The sequence below is a fragment of the Roseobacter sp. MED193 genome (genome assembly GCF_000152965.1).
In the GTDB taxonomy this organism is placed as follows: Bacteria; Pseudomonadota; Alphaproteobacteria; order Rhodobacterales; family Rhodobacteraceae; genus Pseudophaeobacter.
The window spans coordinates 2,483,942-2,504,915 of record NZ_CH902583.1 but is presented as its reverse complement, the minus strand read 5'-3'; the positions used below and the strand labels follow the sequence as shown (position 1 = coordinate 2,504,915).

The window sequence follows — 20,974 nt, the reverse complement described above, 5'->3', positions numbered from 1 at the left end:
ACATGACTCAGAAACTTGTTGTTATCGGTGCGGGCATGGCATCTGGCCGTGTACTCGAACATCTCTTTGAGGCGGAGGCGGGTTTTGACGTCACCCTGTTCAACGCCGAGGAGCGCGGCAATTACAACCGCATCATGCTGTCGCCGGTACTATCAGGCGAGAAAACCTACGAGGATATCGTCACCCACGACGCTGAGTGGTACGAGGCCAACAATGTGACCTGCCATTTTGGCACCCATGTCACCGCCATCGACCGTGCAGCCAAAACCGTGACCAGCACCAAGGGCACCGTGGCCTACGACAAGCTGCTGATCGCCACCGGCTCGGCCCCATTTATCATCCCGGTTGAGGGCAAGGATCTGCCCGGCGTCATAACCTACCGCGATCTGGATGATACGAACGCCATGATCGAAGCCTCCAAATCGGGCGGCAAGGCCGTGGTAATTGGCGGCGGGTTACTGGGGCTGGAAGCAGCTGCCGGCCTGGCAGAACGCGGCATGGATGTAACCGTGCTGCATCTGATGGGCCACCTGATGGAGCGTCAGCTGGATGAGGCCGCTGGTTTTCTGTTGCGCCGCGATCTGGAAAAGCGCGGCATCACCGTGAAGTGCCGCGCCTCCACCGCCGCCATTCTCGGCACTGACAGGGTCGAAGGCGTGCTCTTGGAAGACAACGAAGGGCTGGAGGCCGATCTGGTGGTCATGGCCGTGGGCATTCGCCCCGAAACCCGCCTGGCCACCGACGCCGGGCTAGAGGTCGCCCGCGGTATCGAGGTCGGTGCTCAGCTGCAGACCTCAGACCCGGATATCTTTGCGGTTGGCGAATGTGTGGAATTCGACGGGCAGCTTTTTGGGCTGGTGGCGCCGCTGTATGATCAGGCCAAGGTGCTCGCCAATACGCTGATGGATGTACCGGCAGTCTTCACCCCAAAGGAGCTGTCAACCAAGCTGAAGGTCACTGGCTGTGATCTGTTCAGTGCAGGCGATTTTGCGAGCGGTGAGGGCCGCGAAGACATCGTGTTTCGTGATCCAGCCCGTGGCGTCTATCGTCGTTTGGTGATCGAAGACGACGTGATCGTCGGCGCGGTGATGTATGGCGACACGGCTGATGGCAACTGGTTCTTTGGCCTGATCCGCGACAAGACCGATATCTCGGAGATGCGCGACACGGTGATCTTTGGTCCCGCCTATCAGGGAGGTGCCCCCTCGGACCCGCTCTCAGCCGTTGCAGCCTTACCGCGTGACGCGGAAATCTGTGGCTGCAACGGCATTTGCAAAGGTGAAATCGAAGATGCTATTGCCGCTGGGGCCACCGACATTGGTGCCCTGCGCAGCCAGACCAAGGCCTCGGCCTCCTGTGGGACCTGCACAGGACTGGTCGAACAGGTGCTTGCCGTCACGCTGGGGGATGATTTTGTCCTGCCAACGGCCCAGCCCATCTGTGGCTGCACCGAGATGACCCACGAAGATGTGCGTCGCATGATTAAGAGCCAAGAGCTGAAGTCCCTCCCTGCCGTCTGGCAGGCCTGCGATTGGAAAACCCCCTGTGGCTGCCATGTCTGTCGCCCGGCGCTGAACTACTATCTGCTGTCGGATTGGCCGCTGGACTATGAAGACGACCCGCAGTCGCGGTTTGTCAACGAGCGCAAACACGCCAATATCCAGAAAGATGGCACCTTTAGCGTGGTGCCCCGCATGTGGGGCGGCATCACCACCCCGGATGAGCTGCGCGCCATTGCCGATGCGGCGGATAAATTCGCGGTGCCCACGGTGAAGGTCACCGGCGGTCAGCGCATTGATTTGTTGGGGGTCAAAAACGAAGACCTGCCCGCGATCTGGGATGACCTGAATAAGGCAGGTATGGTCTCGGGGCACGCTTATTCCAAGGGGCTGCGCACGGTGAAAACCTGCGTCGGCACGGATCACTGTCGCTTTGGAACCCAGGACAGTACCGGTCTGGGCATCCAACTGGAAAAGGCGCTTTGGGGCTCTTGGACACCGCATAAACTCAAGCTGGCCGTCTCTGGTTGCCCACGCAACTGCGCCGAGGCCACCTGCAAGGATATCGGCATTGTCTGCGTCGACAGTGGCTATCAAATCAGCATCGGTGGTGCTGCGGGCATGGATGTGCGCGAGACCTCACTGCTGTGTCAGGTGCCGACAGAGAAAGAGGTCATGGACGTGGTCAAGGCCGTGACGCAGAGCTACCGCGAGAATGCCAAATACTTGGATCGCATTTACAAATGGATGGACAAGGTGGGCCTTGAGTGGATCCAGGAGCAGATCACTGATCTGGACACCCGCGCCGCGCTGGTGGAGCGATTTGACCTCTCCCAAACCATCTATCGCAAGGATCCCTGGGCCCAACATGTGGCTAAACCTGATCCCTATGAGCCTCTTGCCACTCTCACCCTGGAGGCCGCCGAATGAGCAACTGGATCGATATCGCCGCCCTTGATGACGTGCCCCAGCGCGGGGCGCGTCTGGTAAAAACCCTGCATGGTTGCGTTGCAGTATTTCGTACCGCAGGGGATGAGGTCTTTGCGCTGGATAATGCCTGTCCCCACAAAAACGGCCCGCTGGCCGATGGGATCGTGCACGGAAAGGCGGTGACCTGCCCGCTGCACAACTGGGTTATTTCCCTGGAAACAGGCCAGGCCCAGGGCGCGGATGAGGGTCAGGTCACAACCTACCCCGCCAAGATCAGCGAAGGTCGCATCATGCTGGACGCTGATTTCCTGCAACAGCGGTCCGTCGCATGAGCAAGAATGACGCTCTGACACGCACCACCTGCCCCTATTGCGGGGTTGGTTGCGGCTTGCTGGCTGGCGCAGATGGCACCATCAAGGGCGACCCCGAACACCCTGCCAATTTTGGGCGACTTTGCTCCAAAGGCGCAGCGCTGGGACAAACCATTGATCTGGAGGGGCGTTTGTTGTCGCCTCAGATCATGGGTCGTGAGGCAGGTTGGGATGAAACGCTCGATTTAATGGCAAAGAAATTCACTACCGCCATCCGCGACCATGGTCCTGATAGCGTGGCATTCTACATCTCTGGGCAGCTGCTGACCGAAGATTACTATGTCGCAAACAAGCTGATGAAGGGCTTTATCGGTTCAGCCAATATCGACACCAATTCGCGGCTCTGTATGGCTTCTTCTGTGGCGGGGCACAAACGCGCCTTTGGTAGCGATACTGTGCCTGGAACCTATGCTGATCTGGAAGAGGCGGATCTGATCGTGCTGGTTGGGTCAAACCTTGCCTGGTGTCACCCGGTGCTGCACCAACGCATTGCCGCAGCAAAAAAGGCAAAGCCGGGCATGAAGGTGGTCAACATTGATCCCCGCAAGACCGCAACCACGGATCTGGCGGATTACCACCTGCGTATTGTCCCTGATGGCGATACGGCCGTGTTCAATGGTTTACTGACATATTTGGCCGATACCGATCAGCTCGATGGTGCCTTTCTCAAGGCCCATGTAACCGGCCGCCGCCCCGCAATCACTCAGGCGCGTCTGGGAGATCCGTTGGAAAGTGGGTTGTCAGAGGCAGAACTGGCGCAATTCTATCGGCTCTGGGCGGGCACGCAAAAGGTGGTTACTCTCTACTCGCAGGGCGTCAACCAATCACAATGCGGCACAGACAAGGTCAATGCGATCCTGAATTGCCACCTTGCCACCGGTCGCATTGGCAAACCTGGCTGCGGGCCTTTCTCGGCCACCGGTCAGCCCAATGCAATGGGCGGTCGTGAGGTAGGCGGCTTGGCAAATATGCTGGCCAATCACCTGGACATTGAAAACCCCGATCACCGCGCCAGCGTTCAGGCGTTTTGGCAAAGCCCGACCATCTGCACCCAACCAGGCCTCAAGGCGGTTGACCTGTTTCAGGCCTGCGCCGACGGCAAGATCAAGGCGCTTTGGGTGATCTCCACCAATCCGGCCGTCAGCCTGCCAAATGCCGATGGCGTGGCCGCTGCCATCGCCAATGTACCCTTTGTAGCAGTCTCTGACATTATGGCCCGCACGGATACCGGCGATCTGGCGGATGTTTTGCTGCCCGCAACAGGCTGGGGCGAAAAGGACGGCACAGTAACCAATTCCGAACGCCGCATATCGCGCCAACGCGCCTTTCTTCCCGCCCCAGGCACTGCCCGCCCTGATTGGAAAATCATCTGTGACCTCGCAGCCCGCATGGGCTGGGCAGAGGCCTTTGACTTTGCCTCTCCGGCAGAGGTCTTTGCCGAATATGTCGCGCTGTCCGGCGCAACGCGGAGGTTTGGCCGCGATCTAGATCTCAGCATATTTGCCGATATAGACTACGCCAATCTTCTGCCAACCCAGTGGCCGCAGAATGACAAACGGTTTTTTGCCGATGGCGGGTTTTTCCACCCTGATGGCAAGGCAAAAATGTTGCCGGTCATGGCCCCCGCGCCAGTCCAACACGACGGGTTTACGCTCAATACCGGACGCAATCGCGATCAGTGGCACACCATGACGCGCAGTGGCAAAGCCCCCCGTCTAGGCGCACATCTGGCGGAGCCCTATGTGGAAATCCACCCACAGGACGCAGGTAATCTGGATCTGACTCCTGGTGACCTCGTGACGGTGAACAACGGACAGGGCACCGCAATTTTGCGCGCCCTGATTACTGATCGCTGTGCGCGGGGGCAGTTCTTTGCGCCGATGCACTGGACCCGACAGCAAAGCTCAAACGGCTGCATCAATACCTTGACGCCCCCTGTGGTCGATCCGATTTCTGGCCAACCCGCCTCAAAACGGCTGCCAGTGAATGCAACAAAGTTTAACACCGCCTGGTTTGGCTTTGCCGCTTCGCTCGCCCCGATGCGTCCCAAAGAGGCCTATAGCGCTGTGGCTCGGTCTCTGACCGGTTGGCAGGGCGAATTCGCGGGAACCGAAACACCTGAAAACTGGCAGGAGTTTGCGGCTGATCTGTTGAGACTGGATTACAGTGAAATTACCGAATTGACCGACCAGACCCAACGGCTGACACGTCTGGCCTTCTACAAAGGCGACACTCTGCTTGGGCTATTCTTTGCTGGCCCCGATCCTGTCACGCTTTCCCGTGCCTTTACGGTCTCGCTGATTGGCACAGCCACGTCTCCACTCCAGGCCCTGGCCGGGCGCAGCGGCGCAGACCAGCCTGACCCTGGCCCAACTGTCTGTGCCTGCCTCAATGTGGGGGTGAATACTCTGCGTGCGGCCATCAGCGCAGGAGCCTCTTCGGTGGAAAGCCTAGGTGAAATCACCTGTGCGGGGACAAGTTGTGGCTCCTGCAAGCCCGAGCTTTCCACTCTGATTGCCCAGCACTCCATGCCCTTGGCCGCAGAATGACCCTAGCCCCCTTTGTCCGTATTGTTGCCCAGGGGAAGGGGCGTGCCCGGCCGCTGACCCAAAGCGAAGCCTGTGACGCCATGACCCTGATCCTGTCAGGAAAGGCCGCTTCAGAAGCTGTCGGGGCCCTGTTGATGGTGCTGCGGATGCGGGGGGAAACCGATGCAGAGATCGCCGGTTTCACCACGGCATTGCGCCAATCCAGGCAGGGCACACTGGGCCTTCAAGCGAGATCTGCGGACAGGATTGATCTAGATTGGCCTTGCTATGCCGCTGGGCGCAGCCGCGGTTCACCACTGTTTGCGCTGGCTGCCAAACTAGTGGCCCAGGCCGGCTACAGAGTCGCTCTGCATGGCTGGAATTCACACCAAAGTAACGCAGCTGATCTGCGCTATGCCTTAACCGCAACAGGCATACTTGGCCAAGGCCTGTCCTACAGTCCTCTGGAGGAGCTGAACCCAGCAGCATTTGAACTGCTCAATCTACGTGCCACCTTTGGGTTGCGCAGCTGCATAAATACGGTGCTGCGCATGTGGAACCCCTATGCGGCAGAGGCCTCGGTGCAGGGGGTATTTCATCCCTCCTACAGAGGGTTGCAGTCACGCGCCGCAGCGTTGTTGGGGGATCAAAACCTAACCGTCATCAAAGGCGGCGGCGGCGAGTTTGAGCGCAACCCAGCCAAAGACACTGCGATATTTGGCCTGCAATCTGGCCTTGAGATCAACTGCCACACCCCAGCACTGCTGACAGATACACGCCGCCTACATGACCCAGACCAGCCAATAGAAATAGGCGCTCTGTGGCGCGGCACACAGAAAGACAGTTTTGCCAGTGCGACAGTGGTCGGAACCGCAGCTCTGGCGCTTTGGACGGTGGGCGCAGAAAGCACGGTAGAGCAGGCAACAGCCCTGGCGACGGATCTCTGGGAAACGCGCCATAGCCAACAACGGAGAGCCCTATGAAAACCTTTTCCCTATCTTTGCCCCTGGCAAACCGCACTCAATCTCCGGCAAATACCTTTGGACCTTCAACGCTCTTGCGGCTAACCCGCCGGGCGATCATCCGTTTGGGAGGCTTGGGGCTGCAGTTGGACGCCCTTTTTCCAGGATCCTTGGTCGCCTGGCGACTGGCACGCCGCACGGCGACCCTAGGTGGAAGCGGGCCCAAAGCCAGGCTGCTGCAAGGGGCTATTGGCCGGGCCAGACCTGGCCCGCAATCGATGGGGGCCGTTGCTCTGGTCGGGGCAGGTCCGGGGGCCAAGGATCTGATTACACTGCGCGGCGCGCGGCGCCTGCAAGAGGCGGATGTGGTCTTTTATGACCGTTTGGTTGATCCTGAGATCCTTGATCTCGCACCAAAAGATGCGAAACGGATCTACGTGGGCAAAGCCCCTGGGTGTCACCACTGGCCGCAGGAAAAGATCTCGCAAGCACTGGTGGCGGTTGCCGGTCAAGGACAGCGAGTGGTGCGGCTGAAATGCGGTGATCCCGGCGTTTTTGCACGGGGGGCAGAGGAACTCGATGCCCTGAAGGAAGCGCAGATCCCCTGCGAGATCATTCCAGGAGTGACAGCAGCAAGTGCGGCCTCTGCCTCCCTTGGCGGGTTCCTCACCGAGCGTGGAATCTGCGACACCCTGGTTCTGGCAACGGGACAGACCGAAAGAGACGCTGGCAACGCCCGGTGGATCACCCAGTTGCAGCCTGGCACCCGGATGGCGATTTACATGGGGGTTGGGGCTGCCACCAACACCGCCCGCGCTCTGATTGAGGCAGGGTTGGGGAAAGAAGTGTCCATTGATATCGTGTCACGCGCCCAGCAACGCGATGAGGTCATTGCCCGGTGCTGTGCCAGCTCCTTGGTTGACACGATTGCCTCTGCCAAAATCTCCAATCCCGCGATCATGTTCTTGACCCGCTCTCATGAAGACCTACCCGCGTCGCAAGGCTGATTTGGCAAAATTGGGTCCGCCAATCATCGGTCGCAATTGAATTCCCCAAAATCAACGCGCCGGAAAAAGCTTGCGCCCTTGGAGAAATTCGCGCTTAAATTGAGTCTTTTCTGGGAGGGATTTTCTATGGCACAGCGCATTATTGTCATTCATGGACGGCACACCAAACCGGCAAAAGCTCCACATGCAGAACTACTTAAAAAGTCTTTGATTTCAGGCCTGTCGCGGGTTGATAAGGCCAAAGCAAAAAAGGTTCAGTCGGGAAAAATTCCCGTTGAATTTGTGTACTATGGCGATGTGAACAACGAATTGCTTTCAACCAAACTAAAGATCCGTAAAACTCTCAGCGCCAAAGATCCTGACTGTGCAAATGCACCATGTCTGCCACATGAAGGGTACCAAGAATCCATTGATAGGCTTGGAGAATTTTCAAAATTCAGCAAGTCGGCCTATCACAAGACCCTAAAAGAAAACAAAGATTTTCGCTGGCTTGATGACGCCGCCAGGGCCTTTAGCACCCTGACAGCCATTGCCAGCGCGTCGCGACTCAACATGAAAGTCATCGCTAAGGCCACCGAAGACATGGGCGCATACTTGCTCACACGGAAGGTCGGGTCCAAAGTTCGCCAACGCCTGCAAGAGCCACTTAAGGCTGCGATCCTGCGCGGGGATGACATATGTCTTATCTCCCACAGTATGGGTTGCATGGTTGCCTACGATGTTATGTGGAAATTCTCGCAAATGAGCGAGTATTCAGATGTTCAAGCCTCTGGAAACAAGGTCAATCTTTGGATGACCCTTGGATGCCCCCTGGGCGAAGCCGGTGTCAAACGCAACCTCTACGATGGCGACGAAAGGAAATCAGACAAACACCCGCGCAAAATCATCAAAGATTGGGTCAATGTTGCAGCCAAAGACGATTTTGTTGCCCATGACAGCTCGATGAAAGATGACTACCGGGGCATGCTTACAAACGGGTATATTGACTCAATCACTGACAAAAAGATCTACAACTGCTTTGCCTATAAGGGGAAGTCGAACCCTCATAAGTCCTATGGCTATTTGGCCCATACCTATGTTGGCATGCGGATTGCCGAATGGATCAAATAACCCTGGGATCGCCGGTGGAGAACGCAGGTCTTTACATGGCCACGGTCTCCACCAAAGATCTTCTTAGGCTTTCACCCGTTCGGATTTCGGATCGTACATCGGCTTCAATGAGGCCTCGGCCTGCACCCGTGCGCCCATCACCTCAATTTCATAGGATGAGCCCAACACATCCGTGGCCTTTTCGCCCTCGCAAGGCACATAGCCCATGCCAATGGCCGCCCCCAATGTGTGCCCATAGTTGCCTGAGCTGATATAGCCAACAATCTCGCCATCACGGATCAGCGGCTCGTTGTGATAGAGCAACGGCTCGGGATCGGTGAGTTTGAACTGCATCATCCGCATTTTCGGCCCGCTTTCCTTGCGCGCCAGTACAGCATCGCGACCGATAAAGTCCGGCTTATCGGTTTTGACTGCAAAGCCAAGACCTGCGTCGATCACATGGTCCTCGCAGGTGATGTCATGACCAAAGTGGCGGAAACCTTTCTCGATCCGGCAGCTGTCCATCATATGCATGCCGCAGAGCTTTAGCCCCATGTCCTGCCCCGCCTCATGCAGGGTCTCAAAGGCATGCCCCGCCATGTCCGAGCTCATATAGATCTCCCAGCCGAGTTCTCCCACGTAGGTCACCCGGTGCACCCGCGCCAGCCCCATGCCCAGCTCAATCTCCTGGGCGGTGCCAAAGGGGTTCACATCATTGGAAAAGTCATTGGGCGAGACCTTTTCCAGCAGTTTGCGCGCATTGGGACCCATCACTGCCAGAACACCCTCGCCAGCGGTCACATCGGTGATCACCACGCGGAAATCACCCACATGGCGCATCATCCAGGTCTGGTCCGCCAGACGAGTGATCGCCGGGGTCACCACCAGATAGGCGGTCTCGCTCATCCGGGTGACGGTGACATCCGCTTCGATGCCACCGCGCGGGTTCAGGAACTGGGTATAGACGATCTTGCCCACCGGCACAGAGAGGTTGGCACCGCAGATATAGTTTAGGAAAGCCTCGGCATCTGGCCCTTCCACCCGCAGCTTACCGAAGGACGACATATCATACATGCCGACATTTTCGCGCACAGCACGGTGCTCGGCGGCCGAGTTTTCAAACCAGTTCTGGCGTTTCCAGCTGTATTTGTATTCGCGCTCTTGGCCTTCATTGGCAAACCAGTTGGCGCGTTCCCAGCCGCCCAGCTCGCCCATGACCGCGCCCTGCTCCAGCAGGTGATGGTGGAAAGGTGTACGCCGCACACCGCGCGCGGTGGCCTTTTGGCGATAGGGGAAATGGTCAGCATAAAGCAGCCCCAGCGTCTCTTTGGACCGCTCAAACAGGTAGTGTTTGTTGCCTTGGAACGGCTGCATACGGGAAATGTCCACATCGCCGAGATCAAAGGGTTTCTGCCCCTCGTCCATCCACTGCGCCAGCGCCATGCCCGCACCACCTGCGGATTGGATACCGATTGAGTTGAACCCGGCGGCCACCCAGAAATTATCCATCTCGGGCGCCAGACCCAGATGATAGGCATCATCGGGGGTAAAGCTCTCGGGCCCGTTAAAGAAGGTGTGGATCCCCGCCTCGGCCAGCATTGGCATCCGGTTGCAGGCGTTTTCCAGAATGGGCTCAAAGTGGTCAAAATCTTCCGGCAGCTGATCGAATTCAAAGCTGTCAGGAATGCCCTTCATCGCCCAGGGTTTGGCATTGGGTTCAAAGGCCCCCAACAACATCTTTCCCGCGTCTTCCTTGTAATAGGCGCATTCATCGGGCACCCGCAACACGGGCATTTGGGTCAGACCCTTAATGGCCTCAGTCACGATATAGAAATGCTCACAGGCATGCAGCGGCACGTTGACCCCCGCCATGCGGCCAACTTCGTGACCCCACATGCCGGCGCAGTTCACCACCATGTCAGCCGCCATATGGCCCTGAGCCGCACCATCGTCACTGACCCAATCAACTCCCGTCACCCGGCGACCGTCCTTGGACAGGCCTGTGACCTTGATCCGTTCCTTGACCAGCGCCCCACGCTGACGCGCGCCCTTGGCCAGGGCCAAGGCGATATTGGCAGGATCCCCCTGACCATCCTTGGGCAGCCAGACCCCGGCCTTCACATCGCCAATGTTCAGGTGTTCGTATTTTGCCTTCACCTCTTGCGGGGAGATCTCTTCCACTTCGACACCAAAGGCCCGCGCCATACCGGCCTGACGGAAGATCTCTTCGCGGCGCTCTTCGGTTAGGGCCACGGTGATTGAACCGCAGCGCTTGAACCCTGTCGCCACACCGGTTTCCGCTTCCAGCGCGCCATAGAGCTCTTGGGAGTATTTTGCCAATTTCGTCATATTGGCGGTGGCGCGCAACTGGGCGATCAGCCCGGCGGCATGCCAGGTGGTGCCCGAGGTGAGCTGCTTGCGCTCCAAGAGCACCACATCCTTCCAGCCCAGCTTGGTCAGATGGTAAGCAACCGAGCAGCCAATAACGCCGCCGCCGATAATGACCACACGGGCCTGGGAAGGAAGTTCGCTCATGTCAGCACTCCGAAAGAACTTGAATTCCCCTCCATTTATCATGATCAGGCGTCAAAAAAGGTGCCAAAAACGTCAAATATCGCCGGCTATTCTCCGGCGTTCAAGAAATCAATCGACGGGTCTCCGCCCAGGCGACGACGTTTGCGCAGAGCAAAAGGCGTGATTCCAAAGATAGATTTGTAAAGCGTGGAGAACCCGTTCTGAAATCCACAAGCGAGGCCAATTTCACGCACGCTCATAGTGGTGTTCAACAACAGATTATTCGCCTTGTTAAGCCGCATCTCTCGGTAAAAACCATTGGGGGTGGTGGCAAGATAGGTCTTGAACTTACGCTCCAACGAGCGGGTCGAAATACCGAGCTCGGCCACGATCTCGCCAATAGGCATTGGCTCTTCGATATTGGCCTGCATCAGGCGGATCGCTTGATCCAGATCCCGATCGCCGGTGATCGTGGGTTTGGCACCGGCAAAGGGTTGTAGTGAGGAATAGTCGCGCACCTGTTCATGCAGCATGATATTGGCCACACTTAACTGCGCCGCCGCCGAGGTGAGCCGCCCAATCAGTGCCAGCACAATGTCAGTGGTCGCCCCCATTCCGGCACAGGTAATGACCGGACCATCTTCACTTGCCAAAGCATGGCTGGCCTCAAACAACCCTTGGCGTTCCCGCAGCAGAGCCGCGTTTTCCCAATGCGTTGCCCCGGCTCGCCCCTGGTCCTTCAGATAACGTGCCGCCGCCTCCGCCAGCAGGTAGACCCGCGCTCCCCGGTTGGTGTAGCTTTTAATCACCCGCCCCAGCGAGAGGCCCGGATGATCTGGATCTGTATTGCCCAGTACGAAGGCAAAATCCGCATCTGGACGATCCACATAGGGCGTGGTTTCCACCAGGAGCCCCGCCCGACAGGACAGCTGCCCTCCCTGTGCCGAGCGGAAGTATATTCGAAACGGCGGTTGGGCGAGCACCCGGTTGGCAATGCGCAGGGTATCCACAACAGCGGACATTTCCGTCAGCACAAAACCTTCGCACACCAGAATATCCACCGTCCAACTGGGGGACGGTGAAGCCAAGAGGCTTGTCGTAGTTTTCTTCGCCATGTAACGCCACCCCTTATGCCAGATCACTGGTCAGATGATTTCGTGCCCCGCCTCGCGCAGTTGGCGCGCCACCTCAGCGATATGCGCAGGGCCTACTTCGCAACAGCCGCCTACAATGGAGGCCCCTCCTGCAACCCACCCCATAACAAACGCAGCATATTCTACCGGTCCCAAGTCGCGCCGCTGCTCCAGGGCCTCTACGGTTGGTGCCTCATCCAGAAAGCCCTCGGTAATACCGGTAAACCCATTAGCGTAGGCGCCAAACCGGCGGCCAAAGCCCTTGATGATCTGCAACCCGGCAGCAATCGCCTCTGGGCGGGAACAGTTGATCAACACAGCAGCGGGCTGGAACTCTTCGATCACTGGCGCCAGATCCTGCACGGGTTCACCAGAACGCAACAGCCTGCCGTCGTCATCGTTCACAGAGACCGCCAACCAGACAGGTTTTTCGGTCTCCGCACAGCCCATCAAAGCGCCGCGGGCGTGATCAACGGAAGAAACTGTTTCAAGCAAAAAAAGATCGGCCTTGGGCTCCATCAGACGGACCAGTTCCGAGAATAGCGTTTTTGCCTTTTCCAGCGGTATATCAAGATCCGGACGGTAGCTGGCACCGATGGGTCCCAGCGCTGCGGCGATGCGGCCCGATCCATGGGCATCGCGAGCCATTTCGGCCTGCCTCATGGCGACTTCAAGCAATTCTTCAAAGCGGTCTTCCATCCCAGCCCGCACCAAACGGTCACGATGCACCGCATAGGTATTGGTCGTGGCAACGGTGGCCCCAACAGTAAAATAGTCACCGTGCACCGCTCCGACCAATTCGGGTTGCTCTATCATCACCGAGGTCGACCACAAAGGCGTCGGCCGATCACCTGATCGTTTGACAATTTCCTGGCCAATCGAGCCATCCAACAGGGTTATCTGCATGCGCTTCTTCTCATTATGGGATCAAAACCAGCTTGCCCGGCAGCGCTTTTGACTGAAACGCCTCCTGGGCTATGGCAATGTCGTGGAGGGGGTAGGTTTTGGACACCAAGGGTTTGATCCTCCCGGCATTGATCAAAGCAACGAGGCGGCCAAAATTCTCTGGTGATTGATAGGTACAGCCATGAATCGTTATATCTCGCAGGTAGATGTCACGCAGATCCGCTGCCACCATAGGCCCCGCAATTGCACCCGCGACTGCGTAGTGTCCGCCAGGCCTCAGCGCCAGAATGAGGTCACCCCAACCAGAGCCTCCAACGATGTCAATCACCACATCAAAGTGATCCCTGGGGAGCGCTGCATCCCGCTCCAATGTAACGACGGCTCCCTGGCTTCGAACTGCCGCAGCCTTAGTCGCGCTTGTCAACGCTGTGACGGTGGCACCACGCAGACTGGCCAGTTGCACCGCCGCCAGGCCAACGCCGCCAGAAGCGCCAGTGATCAACACCTCTTGACCAGCCGTGACGCCCGCGCGCGCTAACAGGCCTTCGGCGGTGCCAAAGGCACAGGGAATGGCCGCAATCTCTACATCGCTCAGTGGTGACGCGCTGACATCATAAAGATCGTCCACATCCATCAGGCAGAACTGCGCAAAGGCCCCGTCGATCTCAGACCCAATAGCGATATAGCCCATGGGAGCACCAGGGCGGGCACGGGGCAGGTTTACCGGACATGTGACACGGCTGCCGATTTCAAACTGGCTGACGCCTTCCCCTAAGGCCCGCACAACACCGCATAGATCCCCCCCCTGAATGCGCGGAAAGCCCAGCGCACCGGCATGGCCGCCAGCCTCGACCTGCTGCGTAACCTCATCGGTAGCGCCAGTGACCTCAGGGGAGTACCAACCAATGCGGGTGTTGATATCGGTATTGTTGACCCCGGCCGCCGTGACCCGGATCAGCACCTGCCCCGGCCCAGGCACCGGAACAGGAATATCTTCGCGGAACTCCAGCCTGTCCGGCCCACCGTGGCCCATGAGGTAGACCCCCTGCATGCGATCAGTCATGGTTTTTCCTCTCAGGTCACGGGATTGGCCCGCTACAGGCTTGGACGTCTTACGCTCAGGCGCGCAAGCGTATGTTGCTTGGATCCCATAGGGGTTGGTCTTCCTGGACAACGGCGCGGAGTTTTTCGCCGTAGATTTCGACCTCAACTTCGGTTCCTGGCACCGCCAGATCACTGCGCAGGGTGCCCAGCGCGATTGAGGCATCAACCCGGTAGCCGTAGTCACCAGAGGTGGTCTCGCCCACAATCTCGCCCTCTTTCCAAATACAGGACATATAAGGCGCATCCGCATCACCGGCCTCGACGATCATAGTCACAAAGGTCTTTTTGGGCCCCTGCTGCATCTCGTTCTGGATTGCTGCCTTGCCGGGGAAATCCTGTGGCTTGTCGAGTTTGACGAACCGGCCAAGACCGCCTTCGAGCATCGTGAAATCGGTCGAAAGATCCCCTTTCCAGGTGCGGTAGCCTTTCTCGATCCGCAAGGAGTTCAGCGCATACATGCCAAAGGGTTTGGCACCGCCAGAAATCAATGCTGCATAGATTTCCGGCTGGGCTTCGTTGGCGCAATGCACCTCCCAACCCAGCTCGCCCGCGTAGGACACCCGCGCCAGAAAGGCAGGTTTACCGGCCACTGTAGCGCTTTGGTGAGTGAGCCAACCAAGGGACAGATCAGCGTCGGAGATCCCGGCAAACAGCTCCCGCGATTTTGGGCCCGTGACGATCATGGTGGCAAATTCTGTGGTGTGGTCGGTCAGCGAAAGCCCTGCAGGCAGTGCCTTTCTCAGCACTTCAAAGTCATGCCACTGGGCCGAGCCTGCAGTGATCATGGTGAAATGGTCTTCGCCGTGGCGCACACATGACATCTCAGTCAGGATACGGCCACGTGTGTCCGAGAAATAGACCAGATTCATCCGGCCCACCTTGGGCAGAGCACCAGTCACCAGACCGCGCAGGAACTCGGCCGCGCCCGCGCCTTCCAGATTGAAGCGCGAGAAGCCCGGCAGGTCGAGAACGCCAACACCGTCACGCACCGCTTCACATTCTTCCTTGATGCGGATCTGCCAGGGGCCAGAACGCCCCCAGGTATGAGTGGCTTCTTCGGAGGTGTCATCACCCTCCTTAGCGAACCAGTTGGCGCGCTCCCAACCGTTGTAGGCGCCCATCTGACCGCCCAGCTCCTTGATCTGGTCATGCACCTGACTGACCTTCTTGTCGCGCGCGGCGGGCCATTCGTGATGTGGGAAATGCATGGCATATTCGTTGCCGTAGACCTCCATACCCTTCTGGTCGCAATAGTCCTGATCGGTATAGTCGGTGTAGCGGCGCGGATCGACCGACCACATGTCCCATTCAGTCTGACCATCCACAATCCATTCCGCCAGAACTTTACCAGCGCCACCACCCTGAGCGATACCAAAGGTAAAGACGCAGGCCTCAAAGGCGTTGTCGACACCCGGCATTGGTCCAAGCAATGGCAGGCCATCGGGGGCATAGGGGATCGGGCCGTTGATCACGCTCGACACGCCAGAAGAAGCCATCAGCGGCACCCGCTCCATCGCATCGGTGACGATATCCTCAATACGGTCCAAATCATCCTGCCAAAGCTGGAAAGAGAAATCATCGGGCATCTGGTCATCCTCAGACATCCAGTGGCCCCGGCAATTGGGCTCATAGGGGCCAAGGTTGTAGCCATTCTTTTCCTGGCGCAGATAATAGGACACATCCACATCGCGGATCAGCGGCAGTTTCTTACCCGTCTGTTTGACATGGGCTTCGATCTCGCTGATCTGCTCGGTCAGCAGATACTGGTGCGACATCACCATCATCGGCACGGTACGACCGCCAAAGGGCTTGAACATCTCACCAACCCGCTGGGCATAATAACCGGCGGCATTGACCACATAGTCACATACGATATCGCCTTTGTCGGTATGGACGATCCAGGTCTTGTCTTCGTTCTGGGTGACACCCGTCGCAGGACAGAAACGAATGATCTTTTGGCCCATATCGCGCGCGCCTTTGGCCAAGGCCTGAGTCACCTGCGCTGGGTCGATATCACCATCCGTGGGATCCCAGAGCACGCCTTCCAGATCATGGGTCTCTAGAAACGGATAATGCGCCTTGGCCTGTTCCGGCGTCCAGATCTCCATCTCGATACCCTGGTACCGGCCCATCGAGCAGGCGCGTTCAAACTCCTGCATCCGCTCCTTGCTATGCGCCAGACGGATCGACCCGGTCTGGTGATAATTCATCGGATAATCCACCTCTTCACCCAGACGGGCATAGAGCTCGGTCGAATAGCGCTGCATATTCATGATCGACCAAGAGGTGGAAAAGGTCGGCACATTGCCCGCCGCATGCCAGGTGGACCCGGCGGTCAGCTCGTTCTTCTCCAGAAGCACACAATCACTCCAGCCCTTCTTGGCCAGATGGTAGAGGCTAGAGGCGCCAATCACACCGCCGCCGATAATGACCACACGGGCCTTGGTTGGAAAATCAGACATGTTTGCTCCCTAGCCTTAGTCTTTTTGCAAAACGCCATCGGCGATCTCGTAGAAATCGCCTTTGTCGCGCACAAAGATATGTTTCTCGATTCTCAACCCGGTAGGCGCTTCCACCGCGCCGAGGGCAAAACTTGTGGTGTCTTCATCATGGGCTTTCCAGAACAGGTAAGACCCGCAGCGCGCACAAAAGCCGCGTTTGGCCTGCAGGCTCGCCTCAAACCAACTCACCGCGCCGCTAATGGTCAGCTCCGTGTCTTTCACATAGGCAGAGGACCAGATCCCGCCGGATTGCTTACGGCACTGACCACAATGACACATTGAGGCCCCCTGAGGTTCTGCCTCAGTCTCAAAACGGATGTCCCCGCACAGGCAGGAACCTCTGGTGACATGAGTCGTCATCGCATGACCTCCACTTGCGGCGCGCTGCTGGCCCCCAGAAGCACCCCATAGATGATGAAACACAGAGCCAAGATCCGGCGGATCCAAGTGCTGAATACCGCCTTCAGCGCCGCCTTGCCCATCAGCGCACCCAGCAGAGTGAACCCCGTGTAGCTGAGCGCAGTGAGCAGCAGGGCTGTGGGCATGATCACCCCCATCTGCTGCCAGATCGGCACACCGGGCTGCACAAATTGCGAAAAGGCCGCAAGATAACCAGCGACGCTTTTGGGATTGATCGTGGCCACCGCCAGCGCATGCAGATAGACATGACGCGCCGGGCGTTCCGCAGAAGGGGCCGGTTTGCTGGCATTGCGCCAGCCGCGCAGGCCCAGAAAGATCAAGAACGCCGCGCCAATGATCTTGGCGACAAAAAAGCCCGTGGGCGAGGTGGCAATCAGCGCAGTGACACCCAGCGCCGAGAGCAGCAAAAACAGCGTTGCCTGTGTCAGGATTGCCAGCACGCCGAGCATTGCCTTGGGAAGGCTCAGCGACATGCCATTGCTGATGCAATTCACCGCATTGGGTCCGGGCGTGGTGACAAAAACCACCCAGAAGAATGCAAAGAGGGTCCAGGCTTCAAAACTCATTCCTTGTCTCCTGATTGGGACTTCGCCAGTTCAGAGCTCAACGCCTCTACGAGATCTGGAACTTCTCGTTGCAAAATTTCATACCAAAGGGCTCGCGCCTCCGAGGGGACATGGTCGTGGTGAACCCGAACGAACGCTTTGAAAAGCGCTTCTGGGATCGGAAAACCTGACTTTAGGGAGATTGAATGTCTGCTCCTGCTGCCCCTGTCATAGGCGGTTTGGAACTCGTCATTTGCCTGTTCTTTTTCACCTGCGCGAAAGCTCGCCACTGCGTAGCCAATGTACAGGATAGAATCAGACGGCCTGTGAGACTGACCAATTTTGTGAAACGTAAGCATGCCAAATTTGCTAATACGGCAGGCCCGGTCTGTTCTTTCCGTTTGTGTCAGCCCGTTTATGCAACCGCTCGAAGCCAATGAGGGAACCATTCCAAAGGTCCAGAACACAAGGAACCCGACAATCAGGATCGAGATAACGGAACCTTTTGTCATCAATACACCGGCGGTGCGATGACCCAGACGGCGGTGGCGGGTTCATCATAGGGGTTGGCCCATTGATAGGGCTGGTGCTTGATACGGAAACTGTCTCCGGCCCCCACGGTAAAGAGCTTGCCATCAATCACAAGATCAAGACGGCCGGAAATCATATAGCCCACTTCCTGCGTTGCCCGATCCGCAGGTTCCTGCATTTTGGAATGGGGCTGAAACGTGGAATGCACCATCTCAAAATCGTCTGTAAGATCCGGAGAGAGCAGCTCCTCAATCAAACCTTCTTCACCTGACCCCATGGGTCGGCGCGATCCAGCCCGCACGACATAGCCGTGTTCTCCCGCTGCTGCGCCCGAATGGGCAAAGAGCATCGACATCGGGACCCCCAGACAATTCGCCAGTTGCCGCAGGTCAGAAATCGAAGGCTCGGAAAGATCCCGCTCCACCTGGCTCAACCAACCGACCGATTTGTCCAGCATACCTGCGATATCCGTAAGCGTTAGTCCACGCGCCTTGCGCAGGGCACGAATATCAGCACCTAAAGTAGCGGATTGTGGGGCTTGACTGGTCACGCCGAGTATCTCCGGGAAGAAATATGGTGAAATTTTTGCCTCTTATTTCACGATGCGGCAGGTGAATGAAATTTTCAATCATTTTTTCACACCCAGCTTCACCCAAAACGGCGAAACCCAAATCGCCCAATCAGCAATTTGTCTTTCGCCTTTCCAAAAATATTCTGGGGTGAGGCCAGAGGCCGAGGGGCAAAGCCCCTTGTTATGTAGCCGCTACTACGGTCTTCCAAACACCTGCTGCAAAATCGCAGAGAGTTGTTCCTGATCTTCCTCTGTAAAGGCATTTGGCAGATCGCTATCGATATCCAACACCGCAATCAATTGCCCTGCGGAATTCCAAACCGGCAAAACCAATTCAGAACGGGTGGAAGAAGCACAGGCAATATGTCCTGGGAAGGAGTCGACATCCGCAACCAACTGCGCCTCCCCGCTGCGCGCTGCCGCGCCACAAACCCCACGTGAAAAAGGTATCTGCAGGCAACCATGCCCCCCCTGATAGGGGCCGATCTTCAGGAGCTCGGGCGCCACAACACGGTAGAACCCGGTCCAATCAAAGCGGTCATCGCTGTGATGCAGCTCGCAGGCCAGCGTGGCCATAAGTGCCACGGCATCATCCTCGCCCTCGGTAAGGGCAGCGATTGTTTTAGCGAGGGTTTTGTAGTCCGCAGCCATGTCATTATCCTTTAAAACAAAAGAGGGGGCTTTCTGCCCCCTCTTGCCCCTCCGGGTCAATTCACCCCTGAGGATATTTTTGGCCAAATGAAAATCATACCAGCTCGATGGCAATGGCTGTCCCTTCGCCACCACCAATACAGATTGCCGCCACCCCGCGCTTCAACCCCCGCTTTTCCAAAGCATTGAGGAGCGTCACTATGATCCTGGCTCCAGAGGCGCCAATAGGATGGCCCAAAGCACATGCACCACCGTTGACATTAACCCTGTCGCGACTGATGCCCATTTCATGCATGAATGCCATAGGTACGACGGCAAAGGCTTCATTCACCTCCCAGAGATCCACATCCTCGACCTTCCAGCCGACTTGATCGAGCAATTTCTTGGCGGCAGGGACTGGGGCAGTGGTAAACCAAGCGGGTGCCTGGGCGTGACTGGCATGACCCAGAATACGGGCGCGCGAGGTCAACCCCCGGGCGGCTGCAGCCTCCTCTGAGGCCAATACCAAAGCAGCGGCACCATCCGAAATTGACGATGCATTGGCCGCAGTCACAGTACCATCCTTGCGGAAAGCAGGTTTCAGGGTTGGGATCTTTTCCGGGCGCGCATTGCCAGGCTGCTCGTCCGCTGCGCTGATGGTTTCACCTTTGCGCGTCTTGATCGAAACCGCAGCGATTTCACCATCAAAGGCGTCGTTTTCCTGCGCTGTCAAAGCGTTAGACAGGGATTTCAGCGCATATTCATCCTGTGCTTCGCGGGTGAACTGGTAGTGCTCGGCGCAATCCTCTGCGAATGTCCCCATCAAACGGCCTTTATCGTAGGCATCCTCTAGGCCATCCAGAAACATATGGTCAATGACCTTACCATGGCCAATCCGAGCGCCGCCGCGCTGGTTTGGCAGCAGGTAAGGGGCATTTGTCATGCTCTCCATACCGCCGGCGACAACCGTGTCAGCTTGCCCCAGGGCAATTTGGTCATAGGCAATCATGGCGGCCTTCATGCCAGAACCACACATCTTGTTGAGTGTTGTTGCGGGAACCTCTTCCCCCAGGCCCGCCGCAAAGCCTGCCTGCCGTGCCGGGGCCTGACCCTGCCCTGCTGGCAAAACGCAGCCCATCAACACCTCATCGACCGTTTTTGCACCTGCGCCATCTAGCGCAGCCTTGATGGCAACACCACCCAGTTCACTAGCCGCCAGGGTTTGATAAACACCTTGGAATCCCCCCATAGGGGTCCGCGCTGCGCCTGCAATCACAACATTTTTCATCAGATCCTCCTCCAATCGTCGTCAATAAACATACCGAATGCTAAGGAATGAGGTCTAGACTGGTATAAATACGTTGAGACAACTTCCCGGAGGGTCATTATGAGCCTGACAAGTACACAAGCCGATGGTGCGCAGATCGTAACTGTAAATGCGGATCGCATCGATGCAGCCATGGCAATTCAATTCAAAGAGGACATGCGGACTGAAACCGAGAGCGGGCCTGATCGTGTGATCTTGGATCTGTCTCTGGTGCAATTCATCGATTCCAGCGGACTTGGCGCAATCGTTGCAGCGATGAAGCAATTGGGACGGGATCGCCGCCTAGATCTGGCTGGCCCGACGCCAATGGTTGAAAAAGTATTTCGCCTGACGCGCATGGATACAATTTTCACCCTCTATGCCTCCCTGAATGATGCCGTTAGCGCAAACGAGACCTGAGTTTTGT

General features: G+C 57.4%; 18 protein-coding genes. 7 read left to right on the top strand and 11 right to left on the bottom strand.

Annotation, left to right across the window (positions count from 1 at the left end; genetic code table 11):
• Window positions 1-2 precede the first annotated feature (2 nt).
• The 6 genes from nirB to MED193_RS14365 all read left to right on the top strand — a co-directional run bounded on the left by nirB (window position 3) and on the right by MED193_RS14365 (window position 8,407).
• Window positions 3-2,429, top strand: a complete 2,427-nt coding sequence (nirB, locus tag MED193_RS14390; RefSeq protein WP_009810471.1) for a nitrite reductase large subunit NirB — start codon at window positions 3-5, stop codon at window positions 2,427-2,429.
• Window positions 2,426-2,761, top strand: coding sequence for a nitrite reductase small subunit NirD (gene nirD / locus MED193_RS14385; RefSeq protein ID WP_009810470.1), 336 nt, complete (start codon window positions 2,426-2,428; stop codon window positions 2,759-2,761). The genes nirB and nirD overlap by 4 nt, the downstream gene beginning before the upstream one ends.
• Entirely contained in the window at window positions 2,758-5,349 is a 2,592-nt protein-coding gene (locus tag MED193_RS14380; RefSeq protein WP_009810469.1) for a molybdopterin-dependent oxidoreductase, read from the top strand. The genes nirD and MED193_RS14380 overlap by 4 nt, the downstream gene beginning before the upstream one ends.
• Window positions 5,346-6,311, top strand: coding sequence for a glycosyl transferase family protein (locus MED193_RS14375; RefSeq protein ID WP_009810468.1), 966 nt, complete (start codon window positions 5,346-5,348; stop codon window positions 6,309-6,311). Before MED193_RS14380 ends, MED193_RS14375 begins: the two co-directional genes overlap by 4 nt.
• Window positions 6,308-7,297, top strand: a complete 990-nt coding sequence (cobA, locus tag MED193_RS14370) for a uroporphyrinogen-III C-methyltransferase (protein WP_009810467.1) — start codon at window positions 6,308-6,310, stop codon at window positions 7,295-7,297. The genes MED193_RS14375 and cobA overlap by 4 nt, the downstream gene beginning before the upstream one ends.
• A 126-nt stretch (window positions 7,298-7,423) precedes the next feature.
• The gene (locus tag MED193_RS14365) at window positions 7,424-8,407 is read left to right on the top strand and encodes a hypothetical protein (RefSeq protein ID WP_009810466.1); all 984 of its coding nucleotides are present in this window, start codon (window positions 7,424-7,426) and stop codon (window positions 8,405-8,407) included.
• A gap of 63 nt (window positions 8,408-8,470) precedes the next feature.
• On the opposite strand, the gene MED193_RS14360 is transcribed toward MED193_RS14365, so the two are convergent.
• From MED193_RS14360 to MED193_RS14310, 11 genes are all read right to left on the bottom strand, one after another.
• Window positions 8,471-10,921 (bottom strand): FAD-dependent oxidoreductase, encoded by a 2,451-nt coding sequence (locus tag MED193_RS14360; protein WP_009810465.1) that lies wholly within the window; start codon window positions 10,919-10,921, stop codon window positions 8,471-8,473.
• A gap of 86 nt (window positions 10,922-11,007) precedes the next feature.
• Complete coding sequence (locus MED193_RS14355) at window positions 11,008-12,015, bottom strand: GlxA family transcriptional regulator (protein WP_039966213.1); 1,008 nt, start codon at window positions 12,013-12,015, stop codon at window positions 11,008-11,010.
• Window positions 12,016-12,045: 30 nt separating this feature from the next.
• A complete protein-coding gene (locus tag MED193_RS14350) occupies window positions 12,046-12,939 on the bottom strand; it encodes a homocysteine S-methyltransferase family protein (protein ID WP_009810463.1) in 894 nt (297 codons plus the stop codon).
• Window positions 12,940-12,952: 13 nt separating this feature from the next.
• On the bottom strand, window positions 12,953-14,002 hold the full coding sequence (locus MED193_RS14345; RefSeq protein ID WP_009810462.1) for an alcohol dehydrogenase family protein: 1,050 nt from the start codon (window positions 14,000-14,002) through the stop codon (window positions 12,953-12,955).
• Between the two features lie 55 nt (window positions 14,003-14,057).
• Complete coding sequence (locus tag MED193_RS14340; RefSeq protein WP_009810461.1) at window positions 14,058-16,505, bottom strand: FAD-dependent oxidoreductase; 2,448 nt, start codon at window positions 16,503-16,505, stop codon at window positions 14,058-14,060.
• A 15-nt stretch (window positions 16,506-16,520) separates the two neighbouring features.
• Complete coding sequence (locus tag MED193_RS14335) at window positions 16,521-16,904, bottom strand: GFA family protein (RefSeq protein ID WP_039966211.1); 384 nt, start codon at window positions 16,902-16,904, stop codon at window positions 16,521-16,523.
• Window positions 16,901-17,530, bottom strand: coding sequence for a LysE family translocator (locus tag MED193_RS14330; RefSeq protein ID WP_009810459.1), 630 nt, complete (start codon window positions 17,528-17,530; stop codon window positions 16,901-16,903). The genes MED193_RS14335 and MED193_RS14330 overlap by 4 nt, the downstream gene beginning before the upstream one ends.
• Window positions 17,527-18,021, bottom strand: a complete 495-nt coding sequence (locus MED193_RS14325; protein WP_009810458.1) for a hypothetical protein — start codon at window positions 18,019-18,021, stop codon at window positions 17,527-17,529. Before MED193_RS14325 ends, MED193_RS14330 begins: the two co-directional genes overlap by 4 nt.
• The gene (locus MED193_RS14320) at window positions 18,021-18,590 is read right to left on the bottom strand and encodes a helix-turn-helix domain-containing protein (protein WP_039966210.1); all 570 of its coding nucleotides are present in this window, start codon (window positions 18,588-18,590) and stop codon (window positions 18,021-18,023) included. The genes MED193_RS14325 and MED193_RS14320 overlap by 1 nt, the downstream gene beginning before the upstream one ends.
• Before the next feature lie 216 nt (window positions 18,591-18,806).
• A complete protein-coding gene (locus MED193_RS14315; protein WP_009810455.1) occupies window positions 18,807-19,262 on the bottom strand; it encodes a GAF domain-containing protein in 456 nt (151 codons plus the stop codon).
• A 94-nt stretch (window positions 19,263-19,356) separates the two neighbouring features.
• A complete protein-coding gene (locus MED193_RS14310; RefSeq protein ID WP_009810454.1) occupies window positions 19,357-20,529 on the bottom strand; it encodes an acetyl-CoA C-acyltransferase in 1,173 nt (390 codons plus the stop codon).
• 99 nt (window positions 20,530-20,628) lie between these two features.
• On the opposite strand from MED193_RS14310, the gene MED193_RS14305 reads away from it, so the two are divergent.
• A complete protein-coding gene (locus tag MED193_RS14305; RefSeq protein ID WP_009810453.1) occupies window positions 20,629-20,967 on the top strand; it encodes an STAS domain-containing protein in 339 nt (112 codons plus the stop codon).
• Window positions 20,968-20,974 lie beyond the last annotated feature (7 nt).